General features: G+C 41.9%; 19 protein-coding genes and 1 pseudogene. 11 read left to right on the forward strand and 9 right to left on the reverse strand.

Going from position 1 to position 20,311, the window contains the following annotated elements; translation table 11 throughout:
* The first annotated feature begins 92 nt into the window (after window positions 1-92).
* On the forward strand, window positions 93-797 hold the full coding sequence (locus DYI03_RS07495) for a porin family protein (RefSeq protein ID WP_021669231.1): 705 nt from the start codon (window positions 93-95) through the stop codon (window positions 795-797).
* A gap of 76 nt (window positions 798-873) precedes the next feature.
* Here DYI03_RS07495 and DYI03_RS13305 read toward each other — a convergent pair whose 3' ends face one another.
* Window positions 874-1,152: a hypothetical protein gene (locus tag DYI03_RS13305; RefSeq protein WP_021669230.1), complete on the reverse strand. Its 279-nt coding sequence runs from the start codon at window positions 1,150-1,152 to the stop codon at window positions 874-876.
* A 14-nt stretch (window positions 1,153-1,166) separates the two neighbouring features.
* Between DYI03_RS13305 and DYI03_RS07500 the strand changes: the two genes are divergently transcribed.
* A complete protein-coding gene (locus DYI03_RS07500) occupies window positions 1,167-2,396 on the forward strand; it encodes a site-specific integrase (protein ID WP_021669229.1) in 1,230 nt (409 codons plus the stop codon).
* A 5-nt stretch (window positions 2,397-2,401) separates the two neighbouring features.
* Window positions 2,402-3,580 carry a site-specific integrase gene (locus tag DYI03_RS07505; protein WP_021669228.1) on the forward strand — a complete coding sequence of 393 codons (1,179 nt, stop codon included), beginning with the start codon at window positions 2,402-2,404 and terminating at the stop codon, window positions 3,578-3,580.
* A gap of 19 nt (window positions 3,581-3,599) precedes the next feature.
* On the opposite strand, the gene DYI03_RS07510 is transcribed toward DYI03_RS07505, so the two are convergent.
* Window positions 3,600-4,523 (reverse strand): helix-turn-helix domain-containing protein, encoded by a 924-nt coding sequence (locus tag DYI03_RS07510; RefSeq protein WP_021669227.1) that lies wholly within the window; start codon window positions 4,521-4,523, stop codon window positions 3,600-3,602.
* 200 nt (window positions 4,524-4,723) lie between these two features.
* On the opposite strand from DYI03_RS07510, the gene DYI03_RS07515 reads away from it, so the two are divergent.
* A complete protein-coding gene (locus DYI03_RS07515; protein ID WP_021669225.1) occupies window positions 4,724-6,049 on the forward strand; it encodes an MATE family efflux transporter in 1,326 nt (441 codons plus the stop codon).
* Window positions 6,050-6,117: 68 nt separating this feature from the next.
* Here the strand turns inward: DYI03_RS07515 and DYI03_RS07520 are convergent, their stop codons facing one another.
* From DYI03_RS07520 to DYI03_RS13440, 3 genes are all read right to left on the reverse strand, one after another.
* Window positions 6,118-6,405: a helix-turn-helix domain-containing protein gene (locus DYI03_RS07520; RefSeq protein ID WP_115367921.1), complete on the reverse strand. Its 288-nt coding sequence runs from the start codon at window positions 6,403-6,405 to the stop codon at window positions 6,118-6,120.
* 8 nt (window positions 6,406-6,413) lie between these two features.
* Entirely contained in the window at window positions 6,414-6,686 is a 273-nt protein-coding gene (locus tag DYI03_RS07525) for a helix-turn-helix domain-containing protein (RefSeq protein ID WP_081784113.1), read from the reverse strand.
* Between the two features lie 152 nt (window positions 6,687-6,838).
* The gene (locus DYI03_RS13440) at window positions 6,839-7,138 is read right to left on the reverse strand and encodes a hypothetical protein (RefSeq protein ID WP_159105324.1); all 300 of its coding nucleotides are present in this window, start codon (window positions 7,136-7,138) and stop codon (window positions 6,839-6,841) included.
* 28 nt (window positions 7,139-7,166) lie between these two features.
* On the opposite strand from DYI03_RS13440, the gene DYI03_RS07530 reads away from it, so the two are divergent.
* From DYI03_RS07530 to mobV, 3 genes are all read left to right on the forward strand, one after another.
* A complete protein-coding gene (locus tag DYI03_RS07530) occupies window positions 7,167-8,357 on the forward strand; it encodes a VapE domain-containing protein (RefSeq protein ID WP_021669071.1) in 1,191 nt (396 codons plus the stop codon).
* A 386-nt stretch (window positions 8,358-8,743) separates the two neighbouring features.
* The gene (locus DYI03_RS07535) at window positions 8,744-9,688 is read left to right on the forward strand and encodes a toprim domain-containing protein (RefSeq protein ID WP_025064457.1); all 945 of its coding nucleotides are present in this window, start codon (window positions 8,744-8,746) and stop codon (window positions 9,686-9,688) included.
* 334 nt (window positions 9,689-10,022) lie between these two features.
* A complete protein-coding gene (mobV, locus tag DYI03_RS07540) occupies window positions 10,023-11,279 on the forward strand; it encodes a MobV family relaxase (protein WP_021669068.1) in 1,257 nt (418 codons plus the stop codon).
* A 342-nt stretch (window positions 11,280-11,621) separates the two neighbouring features.
* Here the strand turns inward: mobV and DYI03_RS07550 are convergent, their stop codons facing one another.
* A complete protein-coding gene (locus DYI03_RS07550; protein WP_021669067.1) occupies window positions 11,622-12,701 on the reverse strand; it encodes an LPO_1073/Vpar_1526 family protein in 1,080 nt (359 codons plus the stop codon).
* 283 nt (window positions 12,702-12,984) lie between these two features.
* Between DYI03_RS07550 and DYI03_RS07560 the strand changes: the two are divergent.
* Window positions 12,985-13,272: pseudogene (locus tag DYI03_RS07560) on the forward strand (MobV family relaxase); the annotation flags it as partial.
* Window positions 13,273-13,593: 321 nt separating this feature from the next.
* On the opposite strand, the gene DYI03_RS07565 reads toward DYI03_RS07560, so the two are convergent.
* Both DYI03_RS07565 and DYI03_RS07570 read right to left on the reverse strand, forming a co-directional pair.
* The gene (locus tag DYI03_RS07565) at window positions 13,594-14,076 is read right to left on the reverse strand and encodes an S-ribosylhomocysteine lyase (protein ID WP_021669064.1); all 483 of its coding nucleotides are present in this window, start codon (window positions 14,074-14,076) and stop codon (window positions 13,594-13,596) included.
* 11 nt (window positions 14,077-14,087) lie between these two features.
* Window positions 14,088-14,786, reverse strand: coding sequence for a 5'-methylthioadenosine/adenosylhomocysteine nucleosidase (locus DYI03_RS07570; RefSeq protein ID WP_021669063.1), 699 nt, complete (start codon window positions 14,784-14,786; stop codon window positions 14,088-14,090).
* Window positions 14,787-14,883: 97 nt separating this feature from the next.
* Here DYI03_RS07570 and DYI03_RS07575 point away from each other — a divergent pair, with 97 nt between their 5' ends.
* The 3 genes from DYI03_RS07575 (at window position 14,884) to DYI03_RS07585 (ending at window position 19,828) form a co-directional block, all read left to right on the forward strand.
* On the forward strand, window positions 14,884-17,397 hold the full coding sequence (locus DYI03_RS07575; RefSeq protein WP_025064456.1) for a YfhO family protein: 2,514 nt from the start codon (window positions 14,884-14,886) through the stop codon (window positions 17,395-17,397).
* A 407-nt stretch (window positions 17,398-17,804) separates the two neighbouring features.
* A complete protein-coding gene (locus DYI03_RS07580; protein ID WP_004355569.1) occupies window positions 17,805-18,314 on the forward strand; it encodes a Dps family protein in 510 nt (169 codons plus the stop codon).
* A gap of 143 nt (window positions 18,315-18,457) precedes the next feature.
* Window positions 18,458-19,828 (forward strand): WG repeat-containing protein, encoded by a 1,371-nt coding sequence (locus DYI03_RS07585; protein ID WP_025064455.1) that lies wholly within the window; start codon window positions 18,458-18,460, stop codon window positions 19,826-19,828.
* 70 nt (window positions 19,829-19,898) lie between these two features.
* Here the strand turns inward: DYI03_RS07585 and folK are convergent, their stop codons facing one another.
* Window positions 19,899-20,309: a 2-amino-4-hydroxy-6-hydroxymethyldihydropteridine diphosphokinase gene (gene folK / locus DYI03_RS07590; RefSeq protein ID WP_021669059.1), complete on the reverse strand. Its 411-nt coding sequence runs from the start codon at window positions 20,307-20,309 to the stop codon at window positions 19,899-19,901.
* Between the last annotated feature and the right edge of the window lie 2 nt (window positions 20,310-20,311).

The following is a 20,311-nucleotide window of genomic DNA, read 5'->3' on the forward strand; positions in this document are numbered from 1 at the left end:
CTATTGGGAGAAGAATATAGACAAAAGAAAAGTTGCTGTTAATGCAATAAAGAATATTAAAAATCGTTTTGTAAGTAAAAACAATAATACTTATGAAGCGATTTTTTCTATTTGTGGCAATTGCATTAGCTACTATGACAGCGCAAGCGCAACCTAAGTGGGGAACATGGTCAATAGTTCCACACGTTGGCGTTAGTTTTTCAAACATTTCAGGCGATAAAATCTATGCTGGTGGTTTCTTTTCAGATTTTGATAAAGTGTCAAAATCTAAAACACGCATAGGATTTTCAGGCGGATTAGATGCAGTTTATCAAGCCACCGATATGCTTGCGGTATCGTTTGGAGCTGCATACACACAAGCAGGTTGTAACTTTGAGGACGTACCAGCCAACCTTTCTGCGGAGCATGGTACGGTGTTGCATGATACTTATTATAACCTTGGTTATGTTGATGTGCCTTTGTTGGCTCATGTTTATGTATCGAAAGGTTTAGCATTTTCTTTTGGTTTCCAACCTTCATTCCTTACAAATGCCACAGGGCATTATGAAATGCAAGACTATGAAACAAATAAAGAAGGTGGAATAAAGTATGATAAGAATAAAGTTGATGAGGGAAATTCTAAAAATTTGTTCAAGAAAACAGCATTTTCAATCCCTATTGGTATAAGCTATGAATATGAAAACGTAGTTTTAAATGCGCATTATAATTTTGGCTTATCAAAGGTTTATGCTTATGATTTAGGCGATAACAAGAATAAAATCATCACCGTTTCGGTGGGTTACAAGTTCAATCTATAATATAAGGTATATGCCTTTTACTCAAAATGTCCGTACTTTTTGCACAAAAAGTACGGAACTATTAGGGGGAAGGGCATTAGGAAGAGGATTGTGTGTAAGTAGATGGAAATGAGAGCGGTTCGCACGATATCTCCGTGGTTTGCACTGCGAGGTAAAGTGCAGAAAGCGTGGATTTGTGCAGAAGTTCCGTTACCAAATCGTTAGCCCATTCTCCGAATGGTAACGAAGAGGTAGGAGTAGGTAACTGACGGAAGAGTATTCGGTAAGTGAACTCTCTGCGATTTCGTTGCTGTTGCTCTGATATACAATGCTTTGCATAGCTGAGAACGCTTCGGTAACGGGTAACTTTGCCCATAAAAACAGAAGCGTATGCAAACAGACAAAATGAAGGTGTTGCTCTACCTCAAAAAGAGCGGATTGGACAGGTCGGGGCAAGCTCCGATTATGGGGCGGATAACCTATGGGCGAACCATCGCTCAGTTCAGTTGCAAGCTGTCGTGCGACCCCAAGCTGTGGAATGCTCGTGAGAGCAGGCTGAACGGCAAGAGTCGTGAAGCTGTGGCAACGAATGGCAAGTTGGAACGCTTGCTTCTCTCGGCGCAGTCGGCTTATCAAACCCTTTATGAGCGAGGAGTTGTCTTTACAGCGACTGACATCAAGGAGTTGCTGCAAGGTAGTATGCAAAGCCAAATCACTTTCTTGGAGCGGTACGATCGAATGCTCGAAGAGATGAAGCAAAAAGTGGGTATCGAGATAAAGGCAACAGCTCTGAATAGTTACTTTACTATTCGAAAGCATCTGCGAGCCTTTATCGAGGAGAAGTTCCACACTTCAGATATTGCTTTCAGTCAGATTGAAGAAGACTTCTTGGATTGCCTACAACACTACTCTGTCGGAAAGCTGAGGCATTCGCAAGGTCATTATCGTAAGATGGCATTAGCGGTGAAGAAGGTCTGCCGTCTGGCGTATCGTGAAGGGTTGATAACACGACAACTGTTTGCTCACGTAACGATCGAACGAGGGGAGAACAAACAACCTCGTGCATTGGATAGGGCATCGTTGGATAAGTTGCAGAGCCTGACCTTTGAGCCGTATGAGGTGGAGTTGGAAACTGCTCGAGACCTCTTTCTCTTCACCTGTTATACGGGTGTTGCCTACTGCGACATGGTTGCCCTTAATCGGGAGCATCTATTTACGGATGATGAGGGGGCTTTATGGCTTAAGTTCCGCAGACAGAAGACCAATACGCTTTGTCGTGTAAAGCTCTTATCTGAAGCGGTCCGTCTGATGGAGCGACATCAATCGAAAGAACGAACTACGCTCTTTGCTCCCATTGCTTATTCGGTTTACCTCGCCCAACTCAAAGCCCTACAACTTCGAGCTGGCATCTCTATTCCCCTTTCGGCACACGTTGGTCGCCACACCTTTGCCACGTTGATTACTTTGGAGCGAGGAGTGCCGATTGAAACGGTGAGCCGAATGTTGGGGCATAGCAATATCCAAACGACCGAGAGATATGCTCATGTGACTCCGAAGAAGCTTTTCGATGAGTTCGAGCGATTTCTCTCTTTCACTGAAAACCTAACCTTAACCTTATAAAAACTATGCGCAGTACATTCAAAATCCTATTCTATATCAATAAGAGCAAGACCAAAGCGGACGGTACAACGGCAGTCCTTTGTCGTATCACCATAGACGGAGCAAACGTAGTGATAAGCACAGGAGAAAACACAAATCCCCACGATTGGAGTGTGAAGCGAGGAGAAACAAAGGAGAAGAAGACCAACCAACGCTTGCAAACCTTTCGGGAGAAAGTCGAACAAGGGTACAATACCTTGCTCTACAAATATGGAGCGGTGAGTGCCGAGCTTCTGAAGAACCACCTGCAAGGTATCGGGAGAACTCCGACGACACTTCTTGCTCTTAGCGCGGAGGAACTCAAAGAACAGAAAGAAAGCAAGAGTGAGGGAACGTGTTGCAACAATAGAAATTCTGATAAGCAGCTCAATTCCTTTGTGAGAAGTCTTGGCGAGGAGGATATTCCTCTAACGGCTATTTCCATTGAGTTCTTTGATGATTATCGCTTCCATTTGAAGAAGGAGGGCTACGCCCCTGCAACGATAAACAGGCTTTTGTGCTGGTTGAGCCGACTGATGTATCGAGCCGTTGGTCAGGGGACAATACGCTTCAATCCGTTTGAGGAAGTGAAGTACGAAGCCGTGGAGCGCAAACCTCGTTTCTTGAGCAAGGGCGATGTGGCAAAGCTCTTGGCTTTCCCGTTGCAAGACGAGGGGGCAGAACTAAGCCGAAGGATGTTTCTTTTCTCCGTCTTTACGGGGTTGGCATTTGCCGACTTGCAGAGTTTGCGAGCTTCGCAAATCGAAACGAACAGCGAGGGGAAGCGGTATATTCGCAAAGCACGCCAAAAGACAGAAGTCGAAAGCTTAATCCCACTACACCCGATAGCGGAGCAGATACTTTCGCTTTACACAAAGGAGAAAAGCAAGGGAGACTACAAGGTATTCCCCGATACGATGAGTAAAGACAAGCTATCCAAACACCTTAAAGCAATTGGGCTAGCGTGTGGCATTCGTACTCCGCTCACCTTCCATGTCGGCAGACATTCGTTCGGCACGCTGACTTTGGAGGCTGGTATTCCGATAGAGAGCATCGCCAAGATGATGGGACACGCCTCCATTGCCAGCACGCAAATCTACGCCCAAATCACCGACAAGAAGATTGCAAGGGATATGGAGAAGTTGATGCAGCATGAGAATACATAACTTGTATTCTTACAGCAATCTATTGATGTCGGAACTCAAACATACTTGGAGATACTCCAAATTTTCTTTTGAATGCCGAAGAGAAATGATTGGGATGGCTATAACCTGTTTTATCAGAAATTTCTGTCAATGATAAGCGATTCTCTTCCAATAAGGCTATGGCAAGTTTCATTTTTTGATCAATGGCATAATCGAAAATAGTAGTTCCAAACAACTGTTTGAAACCAGCTTTCAGTTTGGTCTGGTTTATACCTATCTCACGTGAAAGCGTTGAAATTGAAACTTTTTTATTCAGATTTTCAGAGATATAATCTCGTGCGTCATAGAGTCTGTCTATATCACCTCTTGACAGTTTTAAGATTTTACAATCACAAGAATCAAAAGAATGAATCTGAGCAAGATACAATTCAATGATTTTACATTCCAAAAATAAGCTCCTCATTGCTCCAGAATATGGCTGTCTAGTAATTTCGGATATGAGATATGTCATTGAAGGAGTTATAGATGGATTTTTACCCACCCAGCAAAAAGGCTCTTTTTCTATACGATTTGCCATATCATTTAGCACACGACTGTCTTGTATGAAATGCTCCTTAAAGTATTGTTGTGAGAGCGAGTATTCAAAAAATGAATTATCTCCCCTTCGAGATGGAGCAATATGCAGATGGACAGAAGACAATTCTCTAACAGAAAAGAAGCTATGCTGCCCTCCGAAAATGCTGAATTGACGTTTTGTAATAGTTGACTCAGTATTACCTGATATACAGAAATGTGATAGGAAGTATTTATTTTCAGGATTATTTGTATCGGCAGGATATTTCTGTATATACAATTCATCCGTCAAATGAAATGTACCCCATGTAATGCTCATACCATCAGTCTCTAAAAGTCTGATATTTGATACGGGAAAACGTTGGTCTCTATATGATTGAAATGATGTCATGCATACATTTTTTTTATATCTCGCAAAGGTCGCTTTTTTCTATATCTTACACAATACCCAATTATTGTGGTTTTATCGGTTGAAAAACAGAAAATCAAAACCTTTCTGTTTGACGGGATTCGTAGAAATAACTTCCATTTTCGTGGGAATATTTTGCGGATAGCAACCTACCTTTGCAACGTAACATAAAAAGTTTTTCTATGGAAACAATCAATATACTTCGCGACGGAAACATGACGAAGTCGCTTATCAAATTAGGAATGCCAGTAGTAATAGCCATGCTCGTGATGGCGGTGAACAATGTCGTCGATACTTTTTGGGTAGCCCGATTGGGAACATTGCCCATTGCAGCGGTCTCTATCGCATTTCCTACCTCCTTGTTTTTTACAGGAATAGGATTAACCTTCGGGATTGGTGGAGGAGCCTACATTTCCCGACTGCTGGGAGCAAATCAAGTGGATAAAGCAGGGAAAGTTGCTTCTGTTTCCATTATAACAGCATTTCTCACAGGGTTATTGACTGCATTGTCTTGCTACCTGTTTCTCCCTAAAATATTAGTCTTTATGGGGGCGGATAATACGACAATGCAATTAGCAACAAGTTATGGTAAGTTGTTTATTGTCAGTTGTATTATTGGTACCATAAACGTATCTTCTGGTAATATTGTAGTTTCGCAAGGAGCTTCCAAGATTTCAGGGATGGCAATGATATTCGGTGCTGTTGTCAATATGCTATTGGATCCGCTTTTTATTTATACATTAAATGGGGGAGTAGAAGGAGCTGCTTGGGCAACCATTGTCGCACAGCTCTTAACGACATTTATTTATGTACTTTATTTCCGCAAATCTCCCGTCAAAGTTTCGCTGACACGATTCAAGCCAACCCGACAAATGTATTGTGAAGTCATTAAGATAGGAATATCTATGCTTCTGTTTCAGTTTCTTCAAAGTTTATCCATCAGTTTATTACAAAATGCTTCTGCGCGTTATGGAAGTGAGGCAGTCGCAGCCATCGGTATTGTGTTGAAAATTGTAACACTTGGAACGAATGTTGTCTTCGGTTTTGTAAAAGGACTTCAGCCTATCGCTGGGTACAACTATGGGGCAAAAAACTATACAAGAGTTCGTGAAGCGATACGTTATTCTCTCATTCTCACGACCTCGTTTTGTATCGTATGGAGTCTTGTTATTCTCCTTTTTACCGACTCTATTATCTCTTGTTTCGGTGATGACCAAGGGGTGAAAGTCATTGCCGAAGAAGCATTGCGTGCCAACACAATTCTATTTTTTACCTTCGGATTTCAGTTTGTCTATTCTACACTTTACACAGCTATGGGAAAGGCTAAGCAAACACTTTTACTGAACATTAGCCGACAAGGAATTTTCTTTATACCTACCATTTTAATTCTTCCCCTTTATTTCGGACTCGGAGGTGTGCTTTACACCCAAGCAATTGCAGATTTCTTTACAACCTTATTAACCTTCTTTTTTGCGTTGAGCATACATCGAGAATTAAAACAAATGTAACAGGAACGAATAAGACTATTATGTCAGCGATGAGACTGTTTTTTTTGTCAAATGCACAAACAAATGATTTATGAGTGATAATTCTCTTGCAGTAGTCGGTCGATGTCGGAGAGTTTGTAGAGTATTTTCCCTGCGATTTGAGTGTAGGGAATAATCCCCTTGTCCCGATAGTCTTGCAAGGTGCGAGGGCTGATAAAAAGCCGTTCGCAAACCTCTCGCCCCGTAAGGTAGATTTCTCCCCCGAAGAGCGGACGGTGCGTTTGAGCAATCTCCCGAATACGTCTGCTTACTTCTTGAATGCCCGAAATGAGTTGTTTCATTTCGGGCGTTTCTTTGTTGATGGTTTCGTATTCCATAGTTGCGGTTATTGACGGTTGGACTTGGCAAGGTGTGCTTCCACATCCTCTCGTTTGTAATAGCACTTATGCCCGATTTGGATAAAGGGCAACACGGAAGTGTCCCGATAGTGTTGGAGCGTCCGTTTGCTGATGTTCAGGATTCGGCACACGTCTCCGTTGTGCAGCAGGTCGGGCATTTCGGGCTTCGTGCCGAATTGTTCTCTCATGCAAAGAGCCAGTTCTTCGATGCTCTTTTTCAGTTCCTCCCAGGCGGAGGAGTCGATGGCTGTAAATCTCATATCAATATCATTTTTAATTGTCATTTCCACCTCGTTTGGTGCAAATGTACGCAGTCAAAATCCTTATTACCAGCTCCGATGAAAGCAAGGGAAATAGAAGGAAGTCGTAGGCAAATGTACAAGCATGAATTGCCTAATTCTCCCACTTCTCTCTAAGTGCGTACTTGTGGCTCTGATATGGTATGAAGTGGCTCTCTTGTCAATGAAAACAGACGCTCCTTTATCCCTCGAAGAAAAAGTGTGCATGTATTGGCAATCCGATGAAGTTGGTTTCCGAGCCATTCTCCTCTCGATTCGCTCCTTTTGAATGGTTTTGTCCCGATTTCTCCTGTTTGCCCCGTCCATTTTCGGAGCATTTTGCAGTATCTCGAAGCAACAGCCTCGCAAACCTTGGCATTGTGCGTTCGGCTCTCTAACTTGGTTTCAGCATCCGTTTTCGGATGAAAGTTCAAAACCAAGTAAATAGAAGAAGTACGAACAATGAAAAAAGAAGAGCATGACACCCCATCCAAGAACGCTCAAATAGAAGAGTTTCTTTCGGATCGGTACGAGTTTCGATACAATACCGTACTGCACCGAGCGGAGTACCGTCCACGAGGAACGGACGATTACACAGCCGTAGACCGCTACCGCATCAATACCCTCAAACGGGCTTTGGACAAGGAAGCCGATGTACAGACCTCACCCGAGAACCTGTACAGCATCATCGAAAGCGATTTCTCCCCACGTATCAATCCTGTGCAAGACTATTTCCGAGCCTTACCGCTGACGAAAGGTAATGCGGAAGCTATCACAGCTCTTGCCGACTGTGTGCGTGTAACCAATTCTGAGAAATGGAAGGAATACCTTACCAAGTGGCTCGTTGCCGTAATAGCCAATGCTATGGACGACAAGCAGTGTCGCAATCACACCTGCCTTGTGCTGACAGGCGAGCAAGGCAAGTTCAAAACGACCTTTCTAGACCTGCTCTGCCCACCAGCTCTATCCGACTACCGTTATACAGGAAAGATATATCCGCAGGAAAAAGATGTGCTGAGCCTTATCGGGCAAAACCTCATCATCAACATTGATGACCAGCTCAAAGCCCTCAACAAGCGAGATGAAAACGAACTGAAGAACTTGATTACCTGTCCGCAGGTAAAGTACCGCATGCCTTACGAGAAGCATATCGAGGAGCGCCCCCACTTGGCAAGCTTCGTGGCTTCGGTCAATGGCAACGATTTTCTCACAGATCCGACTGGAAGTAGGCGTTTCCTCCCCTTTGAAGTCTTGGCAATAGAAATAGACAGAGCCAAGAGCATTTCGATGGATGCCGTTTACAGCGAAGCCAAGACCCTGTTGAATAACGGCTTTCGCTATTGGTTCAATGATGAAGAGATTGTTGAGTTGCATAGAAACAGCGAAGCATTCCAAGTCTATACAGCAGAGATGGAGCTGTTGCTCCGCTACTTCACATTTCCCTCGGAAGCTGAGATGGCTACGAAACGCTTCTATATGACCAATTCGGAGATTGTAGGGTATCTCTCCTGCTATACCCGACAACCCCTCTCTCCGAAACGAATGGGCGAAGCCCTGCGCAGGGCGGGCTATACGAGGGAGTGTCGCAGGATAAATGGCAATCCCGTATATGTCTATGCCGTCCGTAAGATTTATCCCGAGCAACCACCATAGCACTCTGTTATTGCACTCCCTTTGTAATACCCCTTTCTCTTTTCTTTCCTATTCTCCTTACTACGTTACTACAACTAAGGATAATACAGTGAAAGAGAAAGGATTGCAGTAGATATTCATCTTACGACATAGCTTACTACAATCCTTCTACGCTTCTACAGCTTGATAGAGAATAAGTGGTGTAGACAGATGGTGTAGTAGGATAAACCCCGACAAAGTGTTATACTTTTCTCTTTCACTGTCAATCACTTATCCTAGTGTAGAAAGGTAGTAAGATAAAAAGGGGAAAACTCCAAAAAGAGAAAATAGAATATGCGATGAGACTGCAAACAAAGAATACGAAGAATCCGTGAACAATGAATACGAACAATCCAAAGACAACAGCAATGAACAACGAATATTACGATCTACAACACCTTAAGGCAATACCAATAGCCGAATATCTGCATACTGCCTATGGTATCGAACCGGCCAAGCGGTACAACGGGTATGCCCTTTATCATGCACCTTACCGAGAAGACTTCAATGCTAGTATGAAGGTAGACTTTCGGGAGAACTTGTGGCACGACTACGGCACAGGTCAAGGCGGGAGCATCATAGACCTTGTGATGCGTATGCAAGGGTGTAGTGCTTATGAAGCGATGAAGCATCTTGCTGGAAAGCGAGAGACAATAGTTGCACCCTCTTCCTTTCATCGTGAAGATCACATAGAGCACAGAAGAGATGAGCAGAGAGCAAATAATAGAAGGCATATTCTTTCCATCAGCGATGAGTTGCCCTCACATCTGCAACGCTATCTTCGAGAGGTTCGCAAGATAGATCTTGCAGTGGCAAGTGCTTATCTCCGTCACATTCACTACGAGGTAGGAGGACGAGAATATTCCGCCATCGGATTTCCCAATCGTTCTGGAGGATATGAGCTTCGGGATGACAACGCATTCAAGGGAACTATTGCTCCAAAGGATATATCTGTGATTGCAGGACGAGAGGACAACGCCCCTCTCTGCATCTTTGAAGGCTTTATGGATTTCCTTTCCCTTCTTACGATAAACGGAAAAGAAACGGCTCCTTGTCTTGTATTGAACTCAGTCAGCAACATTTCACGAGCCATCGCCTATCTCCAAGAGAAAGAGATTGACTCCGTTCGAGCGTTCCTCGATAATGACCCAGTAGGACGGCAGGCACTCCTGACTATCCAATCATCAGGTGTGACAGTAGAGGATATGAGCAGGCACTATGCCCGACACAAAGACCTCAACGAGTTTCTTGTAGCACAACGAGAAGCGCAGAAACAGAAAATAGTCCCTCGCAAAAAGGGGCTTAGACGATAACGCAAAAGAGAGAAATTTCAACAACGGAACAATCGGGTATTCGAAGAGACTAGAGCTGTAAAGCGTATAGATGTGAGCCTTTGTTTCAAGAGTTATGGCACTCCCTCGGAGTTGCAAGTTTGCAGGGGCAAACTTAGAAACAAAGACTCAGTGCATTCAGAGAATGCAAGCACTTCAAAGGCAGGCTGCGGAACAGGGCGGAGCGGGCATTTGGAGAAATGCCATAGCTCATTAGGGCATTTTCTTCACGCTCCACTCCGTTACCGCTAAAAAAGCCCTCCTGAGCCAAGGGGAAGCAGCCCCTTTGGATACCCCCTAAAGCTATATTCAACTTATGGGCTACGCAGTATTACACATAGACAAGGCTCGGGGCAACGACTCGGCAATGAGTGCCCACATCGAGCGAACATTTGTGCCGAACAATGTCGATGCCTCTCGCACGCACCTCAATCGAGACTTGGTGCAATTCCCCACAAATGTCACCAACCGTACAGAAGCTATTGCACATCGCATAGCAACGGCTGGTATCTACCGAAAGGTTGCGGACAATCAAGTTAAAGCACTTCGTTTCATCCTCTCAGGATCACACGAAGATATGCTCCAACTTGAAAGCGATGGACGCTTAGAGGAGTGGTGCAATAGTACGATGCAGTGGCTTTATACCACCTTTGGCAAGGCAAACGTGGTAGCAGCCACACTTCATGCCGATGAAAAGACCCCGCACATACATGCGACAGTTGTCCCAATTGTCATGGGAGAAAGGAGAAAAGCCAAACAGGAAGCTGAGAATGGCAAGCGAAAGTACAAGACAAAGACAAACAAGATACGGCTCTGTGCTGATGATCTGCTTACACCCAAGAAGTTGGAGGAGTATCAAACCTCCTACGCAGAGCAAATGCGACCATTTGGGCTGAGTAGAGGGGTACAAGGATCTGAAGCAAAGCATCGAACTAATATGGAGTATTACAAAGAGCTCCTCAAAGAGACGAAGCAGAAACAACTTGAGGAAGAAGAACTAATTCAAAAGGTCAGAGAGTTGGAAAAGCAGGCGGGCAAGCTCCGAGTAAAGGGTACGCTCTACTCGCTCTTTGGGAACTCCGAGCTTGACAAGGCGGAACAGCGCATCGAAGAGTTAGAGCAAGAAGTCAAACGGCAACAACATCTTTCGGAAAAGGAGAAAGCCGAAATCCGCAAGGAGGTTGTGTGTTTGCAGGATACTATTAAAGGAAGAGACAGAGCCATTGCCGAATTGAAAGAGACCGTGCAAGTTTACGCGGAAGAGCGGAATTGGATAAAACGCTTCTTCAATGGCTTCTATCAATTGCTGAACATTCGTCTGATGCTCCGAAAGATGAATTTCTCTGATGACAGAATAGCGGAGATGTATCGCACAGAAGCTCCCCAGCGAGGAACGGCTAAAGCCTATTCGGGGCTGTACAAGAGAGAGTTTATGGAAGAAGACAGTGAAATCCGCATTGCCAAGGACGAGAAGAAGCGACCGCTCCTCACTATCAACGGACTTCCCATTGCCGATTGGTGCGAACTAAAATGGAAACAACTTGTCAATCGTAATCGCTCGCAACGACTATAATTGCTATTTTCTTTCACCGACAAGAAGAAAAAACAAGAAAAGACGCTCACTTCTCCTCGCAAAGGGCTATCTTTGCAAGTGAAATAGTGAGCGTTCTTTGGCTATTCAAAACAATGTGTATCAATGCACTCCGCTCATTTCTAAATCGTTACCTATTCACCCGTCGCTAAATGGTAATACTCTGCTCCTCAATAAGATAGTCTGTAAACGAAAAAAATCGAGTCCGCTATTTTTTGTGAAGTTACGCAACTATCTTCACTCTTACAAGTGGATGCAGGGGTGACGCATTATAGATTATCCTTAATTGATTCGCCAATAGGTGTAATTACTCATAGTTCTACTCTAAACGTAGAATAATGACATTGGTATAGGCATTTCGCATATTTTAGTCAATTGCCTGATTCCGATATACACTCCAACAGGATTTAATTGGAAAGTTGTTATTTGGTTATTTTTGAAAACGTCAAATGCATATTGCCATCGAGTATCCTTCTTAATATGATAGTTACGAACCTCGTCTTCTGTAAATGGAATTGCTTTATTTTTTAAATCTTCAAACAGGGGGATTAACAGGTCTTTATTCGCTTGATTGAATACTTCTGTTACAGTCTTGGTGTTTGCGACATTAAAAGACACATGTTGTTCTTCAATAGAAAACAACCCCATTATATATGGTAAATTAGTTCGCTGAGAAACATTCATTAGTTGTGGATACTTCTGAAAAATATCGTTTAATTCATTCAATGGAAAGTTGTGTCTAAAAAACAAATCGTAACTAGAAAGTAGGTATTTTTCAAGTGGTTCCACAACATGAAATGCTGATATTCCATAGCCACATCCGACTTGCTTTAGGTGGGCTATATCCAATGAACTGATATTTTTTAATCTTTCCACTAACGGAGCCAACTTCAATAACAAGTCATCATATTGTTTTTTGTTGTATGGGAATATCAGGTTACTAAAAACCAATATTGCCAATAATGAAGCTGTGTTGGAAGATAGTTTGGGTATTATATTTCTTGCCTCATCTATTATAGATTGCTCTGTTGTTCTTTCTTGTACATTCAAACGTTCTATTAGTAAATCTATAAGATTTTCGCCTAATTCTTCATTACCAGATGCGATGTAATTTTTAAATGTCTCATTTAATGCCATCTGAATTGCAGGCTCTTTGAAACGATGTAATAAATCTTCCTTTAATGAAGTTATTCGGTCTATTGTTTTTTCCGTTATGTCCGATAATCTTTTCTCGGCCTCGACCCTTGCATCCTGAGTATAAACAGCCAACTCTGCTTTTACTACATATTTGCAGATCTCCATAGCAGTTTCAGCTGTAATGCCATTAAAGTTAATGTCACCTTTTGCTTGTACTATGGTGGATTGATTAACACTCTCTATTTTCTGATCATTTCCGAAATTCATTGTTATTGCCGTTTACCTGATTTATAGTGCTATTGTGAACATCTTTAATTGTCTGCTTGTTACTTTTTCCTCCTTTTTTAATCAAGTAAAAAATACCACTAATAACACCTCCAACAATAGCAACAAGAAGAGGAGTTATCCATACTGAGTTGTCTTTCAAAAAATCCATAACCACCATTATTGTCTTACAAATTAAGATGCAAGTAGTGTGCCAGAATTAAAGAGGTGACATTTTGGCAGAATTTCTATTCTATAAAACTATTGTAGATTGGGACAAAGTGGCTTTTCCAGCTTCTACCAGCTTTTGAATATCCGTCTGATGCTCCAAAAGATGGATTTTTCTGACGACAGAATAGCGGAGATGTATCGCACGGAAACTTCCCAGCGTGGCACGGCAAAAGCCTATTCGGGATTATACAAGAGAGAGTTTACGGAAGAGGACTGCGAAATCCGTATTATCAAAGACGAGAAGAAGCGATTGCGTTTGACCATCAACGGACTTCCCATTGCCGATTGGTGCGAGCAAAAATGGAAACAGCTTATCAACCGTAAACGCTCACATCGGTTGTAAAACCGAAAATCCTCTTTCTCTTTCATCGTTGTATTTCAGTCCCGACAAAACTTTTCAAGAAGAAAATTACACAAGAACGCTCACTTTCCCTCGCAAATCTGTACCTTTGCAAGTGATAATAGTGAGCGTTCTTTGGTTATTCAAAACAGTGTGCCTTAAAGCATTCCGCTCATTTCTAAATCGTTACCTATCCACATTCACCCAAACGGTAACCTATTGCTTCTCAGCTAGATAGCCCGAGACCAAAAAATTACGGAGGACATTTTATCTAATTCGCAATTATATTTTCTTAGAAACGTACAATATAATGTTTCCAACAACTTACAAAGTTGGATAAATCAGGTTCTTTTCTGTGATTTTATTCAACACTTCGTCTACAAATTTGCGGCTTTCCCAGCGTGCCATTGGTAGGTCGTGAAGTAAATAGTTGCCACAATCCTTTGGTGCTGCACCTGGTATTTCGCCTTCAAACGAAGCTACAAATTCGAAAGTGCGACGCATAAGGTCTACAATATCCGATGATTTTAAGTCGCCCTTTAGTATTAAATAGTTGCCCGTAAGACAGCCCATTGGTCCCCAATAGATGATACGGTCTTTCCATTCTGTATCGTTTCTTAGGTAAGTGGCTGCTAAATGCTCCATAGCGTGTATTGCTCCAACGTGAAGAGCAGGCTCACGGTTTGGTTCTTTCATACGAATATCGAAAGTAGTAATGGTTTCGTTGCCTACTTTGTCCTGTCTACTGACATAAATTCCACGCAATAAACGTTCGTGGTCAATGGTGAATGAAGGTATTTTATCCATGTTTTCAGAGTTTAAAGTGTGTTGATAAAGTGTTTTGTAACCTCGAAACTTCCCTCAGCTACTTTGTTCCAGAAGTCGTAATACATGCTTGCATCGGTATCTTTGAGCGGAATATCGCTGATGACACGGAAGGAAACAAACGGAACATGATAGATATAGCATACTTGAGCAATGGAACAACTCTCCATATCTACGGCAGTAGCTTCTGGAAAATCGTTCATAATCGACTGCATTTTCTCTTTCGATGTAACGAAATAATCACCACTAACGGTTAGTCCAGCCTTGATAGTGAGTGCGTTTTCGCCTTGATTTTCGTTCAACGACAAAGCCTTTTCAACCAATTCTTGTGGACAAACATAGCGAGCAGGCATACCTATTACTTGCCCTTTTGCTGCCTCGCTGCCACAAGAAACGTCATGATAAACACATTCTGAAGCCACAACCACGTCCATAACATTCAATGTTGTGTCTGCTCCACCTGCACAACCACTCGAAATAACAAGGTCGGGGTGGTAATTATTTATCATTTCTACTGCGCCAATGGCTGAATTTACCTTGCCAATGCCACACTTTTGCAACACGATTTCCTTATTAGCAATTCGTCCAACGACAAACTTTTTGTGGTTACGGCTTTCTGTTATTGTTTCTTCAAGAATGGATTTGAGTTGTACGAACTCCTTATCCATTGCAACTATTATTCCTATTTTCATGCCGCAAAGGTACTAAAAAGTTGCAAGTAGGGAGTTGTAAGTTATGAGTTTTTTGTATCTTTGCACGCATATCACAGAAGATTTAAACATTAAATATATGAATACTTTGAAGAAATGTCTGCCCGATGCCATTGTCATCGCCCTTTTTGCAGTAATCTCTTTTGCTTATTTCTTTGTTCCTGTATCGCAAGGCAAAATACTTTTTCGCCACGATTCGCAAGCCAGTGTAGGCTTAGGACAAGAACTTTCACAGTATGAAACTCAAACAGGTGAAGTAAGTCGTTGGACAAACTCGGTGTTTAGCGGAATGCCTACCTATCAGATTGCACCGTCTTACAATTCTACCGACGGACTTTCTGCCGTTATGTCAGCCTATCATCTTTGGCTTCCCGACTATGTTTGGTTCATTTTCGCCTATCTTTTAGGCTTCTATATCATGCTTCGTGCGTTCAATTTCCGCCAATCGTTGGCAGCATTGGGCAGTATTATATGGGCTTTTTCTTCTTATTTCCTTATCATTATCGCCGCAGGACACTTGTGGAAAGTCATGGCTTTGGCTTATTTACCTCCAATGATAGGCGGTGTCGTCTTAGCTTATCGGGGCAAATATCTATGGGGATTTATTATAACCGCACTTTTTGCAGCCTTTGAGATAAAAGCCAACCACGTGCAAATGACTTATTACTACCTGTTCATTGTTCTTTTCATCATCATAGCCTACCTTGTGCAAGCCATTAAAGAACAACGAATTGCCCACTTCCTAAAAGCTTCGGGTGTACTTTTAGCAGCTGGATTGATTGCTATTGCTATCAATATTTCCAATCTTTACCACACATGGGAGTATCAAAAGGAAAGTATGCGTGGGAAAAGCGAATTGACCAAAGCCAATAGTGCCAATCAAACCAACTCTGGACTCGACCGCGACTACATTACACAATGGAGTTACGGCATAGACGAAACCCTTACTTTGCTTGTTCCAAACGCTAAAGGTGGTGCGAGTGTTCCGTTAAGTCAGAACGAAACGGCAATGAAAGAGGCTAATCCAGAAGTACAATCTTCGCTTCCACAACTCTACGATGCTATGCCTCAATACTTTGGAACACAACCTGGGACGAGCGGTCCTGTTTATGTGGGTGCTTTCGTCTTCTTCCTCTTTGTATTGAGTTGGTTCATTGTGAAAGGTCCACTGAAATGGGCTTTGTTGGGCGCAACAATCCTCTCGGTATTGCTTTCATGGGGTCATAATTTCATGGGCTTTACCAACTTCTTCTTAGATTATGTGCCAATGTATGCCAAGTTTCGCACGGTTGCCAGCATATTGGTCATAGCTGAATTTACAATTCCTTTGTTGGCAATCCTTGCTTTGAAGCGCATTGTCGAAGAACCCGAACTACTTTCTAAGCAAAAGAAAGCCATTGGCATATCGCTTGCGCTCACCGTTGGATTGGCGCTCATCATGGCACTCATGCCAAGCATGATGTCGCCTTTCATTTCTGACCAAGAGCGTGCGATGCTTTCAGGCATTCAAGGCATGACGCCTGATGTTCAAAACATGATGCTTTCTAATGTTGCCAATATGCGTGCAGCCATGGTAAGCAGTGATGCGTGGCGTTCAATCCTTATCATTCTTGTTGGTGTTGCCCTACTTTATTTCTACAAAGGACAGAAAATTAAGCCTTTATACCTTATTCTTGGTTTGTCGGCACTCTGTTTAATCGACCTTTGGCAAGTGGATAAACGCTACTTGAACGACGATATGTTTGTACCAAAGAGCGAGCGCGACACACCGCAACAAGCCACAGCAGCCGATATTGCAATCTTGAAAGACAAGGCTTTGTCTTATCGTGTACTCAATTTTGCATCGGGTGCATTCAATGAAAATAATACTTCGTACTTCCATAAGAGCATTGGTGGCTATCACCCAGCGAAACTCCGCCGTTACCAAGAGATGATAGAGAAGTATGTAGCCCCTGAAATGCAAGCAGGAATGCAAGCCATTGCCACCAAGGGAGGCAACATGGCAGCAGTGGACGGGCGCAAAATCTTCCCAGTTTTGAATATGTTGAATGCCAAGTATTTCATTGTTCCATTGCAAGGAGAAGCTACAACTGAAATTCAAAACCCATACGCACAAGGCAATGGTTGGTTTGTTGATAAGCTCGTTTATGTTGCCGATGCTAATGCAGAGTATGCAGAAGTTGGCAAAATAGACGTAAGCCACGAGGCTGTAGCCGACAAGAAATTCGAGTCAGTATTGGGTAAAACTCAGCAAAACGACTCTACATCAATGGTTCAACTGACCAAATATGCGCCTAATAATCTGACTTATACCATTAATTCAAAGAAAGGTGGCGTAGTGGTTTTCTCTGAAATTTACTATCCAGGTTGGACAGCTACCATTGACGGACAACCTGCTGAACTCGGTCGTGTGAACTATATTCTCCGTGCTTTGAATGTGAAAGCAGGTAAACACGAAGTGGTATTAGATTTCCACCCAACGAGCATTTCAACAACAGAAACGATAGCCTATATAGCTTTGTTCATTCTTCTTCTTGCTATTCTCGGTGGTGGATTCATGGAATGGAAGAAGAAAAAGGCTCAACAAGCATAGTTTAACGCATCAATCCACAACGAAAGCCTTCAAATTCGTGCTACTACAAGCCGATTTTGAAGGCTTTCTTGTACACGGATAGTAAGTTGGAAAAGCAAAACAATAGGTTTCAACATCAAAAAGAGCCTATTTTGCGGTTCAAAATAGGCACTTTTAAAATGGCACGCTACAGACGAAGAAAATAGGACAACTAAAATCGTCTTTACCACCAATTACTTTTTTCAAAAGAAAAAACACAGAGGAACACACTTTTTATTATCTTGCATAACTCATTTGCATTCATTAGTTTAAGCAACGATATTGATTAAATCTATAAATATATAGACAAAACCGATTGGAGGGGACAGAAATATAGTCTATCTTTGCAACAGAAAACAAAAAAAATAACAATTTAAAATATAAAGATTATGAAGAATTTAGATTTTATCGGTTTAGACGAAAACAAAGTAAGTAAGGTTAGAGAAGGATTGGCACAACTTTTGGCAGACTTCCAAATATATTACACCAACCTTCGCAACTTGCACTGGAATGTTAAGGGACATGGTTTCTTTATCATGCACGCAAAATACGAAGAAATGTACAACGCAGCAGCACTGCAAATTGATGAAATTGCAGAGCGCATTCTTCAATTGGGCGGAACTCCTGAAAGCAAGTTCAGCGAATATTTGAAGGTTTCAACTATCAAAGAACTTGACAAAACGGAATGTTCTGGCGAGGCTATTGAGTATATCATGGGCTACTTTAAGAACCTCATTGCACAAGAGCGTGCGCTCATCGAATTGGCAGGCGAAGCAAACGACGATGTAACTGCCGACCTTATGACGGGCTACATTGCAGCACAGGAAAAGACTGTTTGGATGCTCCTCGCTTTCGCTGAACACCACCATAAGAACGAATGTGGTTGCGAGAGCAAGTAAGCATCAGCCATAAAGATTAAATTTTCAAGAGAATGTATCTATTTCAGATACATTCTCTTGTTAGTTATATAAGGGTGCAGAGCTTTGATATTTTATTGTTATCTTTGCATTTTGAAACAATCAGACAGACTATTTTACATAAAATGAAGACTCTAAAAACAATATTTTACACGCTTTTCCTGCTGTGCTGCATTGGTGCAAAGGCGCAAGTAGCAGTAGCGGTAGCAGCAGCGGACGAAGGTTGGAACATTAAAAAAGATGATAAAACAGGGAAACTTGCGCTTTACACATCGGAAGGCAAAAGGCTTTTAAATGGTCTTGACAGCATTAAACGCATACAAAGCAACTTGTTTATCGTTACTAAAAACAAACTGAAAGGAGTTTACAGCAGCAAGGGGAAGGAAGTAATACCAATGAAATACGACAGAATGGAGGCTTTTGGCAATTTCTTTTGGAAGGTTTTTCTGAATGGACAACAAGGCATTTACACCTTTGATGGAAAGAAAGTGCTGCCTGCAAAGTATGATGAAATTATCTATTTGTACAGAGATTGGAACTTAGACCCCGACTTTGTTGTGAAAGAAAAGGGCAAATATGGAATGTTCAATGCTAAAGGCGACTGTATGATACAGCCAGAATACGATGAAGTAAAGTATGCTGACCAACACCAAATCTTCATAAGAGGTAACGAAAAAGGCTATCTGATGAAGCATAAACAGACACTGATAAAAGGCATTACAATAAAAGACAAGATAACCAACTGGATAAAACAAAACGGTGAATCTAAGAGAATAAATTATTTTATATTTGAAGATAAGAACGGAAAAATCGGTTTGTTAGACATTGAAGGCAATGTACAGATAAAACCACAATACGAAAGTATGACTCCATACTACAATATATCGAGCGGCAGAACTGACTATCTTGTTGTGCAACAAAACTCGCTCTATGGTATAATAAGTCTTTCAAATGATGTTTTAGTTCCACTTAAGTATAAATCGTTTGCCAACATTTACATAAGCAACCATATTGTTTTGGAAGACGAAGAGGGGTATATGCTTTACTCACTGAAAGACAACAGCATTTTTCATTCGCTGCATTTCGACTATATAAGAGAATCAAGCGGTCCGTATGCCTTAATTAAGAAAGGTGGGAAAGCTGCCTTTTTGAATAAGGTAACGCTTGAGTTGGTTTTTCCTTTTAAATACGAAGACATTTCAGAATCGACCGAAGACAGTCTTTTTACAGTAAGTCTGAATGGCAAATATGGTCTTGTTGACAAAAACGACAAGGTGTTTATTCCATGCATATACGACGAGCCGCTGTACCCTTCGTGTGGTAATAAGTTTGTTGTAAAGAAAGATAACCAATATGGTATCATCAATTTAAAGAACGAAATCATCTATGGTATGATTCCTCACCCTATTATTGCTTACAGTGATTCTTTCCAAATTATGGACATAAGCAGAAACAATCCTGAATTAGATTGCAACTTGAAGGAAATAAAAAGGTAACAATGGGTAAATAACAAATAAGGCTCGCTTTTGCGAACCTTATTATATTAATGTGAAAAAAAATAATCGTTTACGGCATAATTTCCTTTAAAGGAATCATTACAAAGTCGCGTTCTTTCATTAGGGGGTGAGGAACTTTGAAGTCTGGTTCATCTATTTTCAAGTCATCAATCATCAGAATATCAATATCAATAATGCGGTCTTGATATTTTCTATTAACTGTTTTGTGTGCTCTTCCCATTTCCTTTTCTACGGCTTGCGTAGTTTCCAAAAGCTGGCGAGGAGCAAGTTCCGTATTCACACAAAGACACGCATTGAGAAATTGGTTAGGACTTTCAAAGCCCCAAGGTTTGGTTTCTAAAAACGAAGACTGCCGAATAACCTCCCCTACCCTTTCAAAAATAAGAGCAATGGCTTCATTCAGTATTGCTTTTCGGTTGCCAAGATTAGAACCTAAACCAAGATAAACGATGTGCGACATTC

It is taken from the genome of Prevotella disiens (genome assembly GCF_900454955.1).
Classification (GTDB): domain Bacteria; phylum Bacteroidota; class Bacteroidia; order Bacteroidales; family Bacteroidaceae; genus Prevotella; species Prevotella disiens.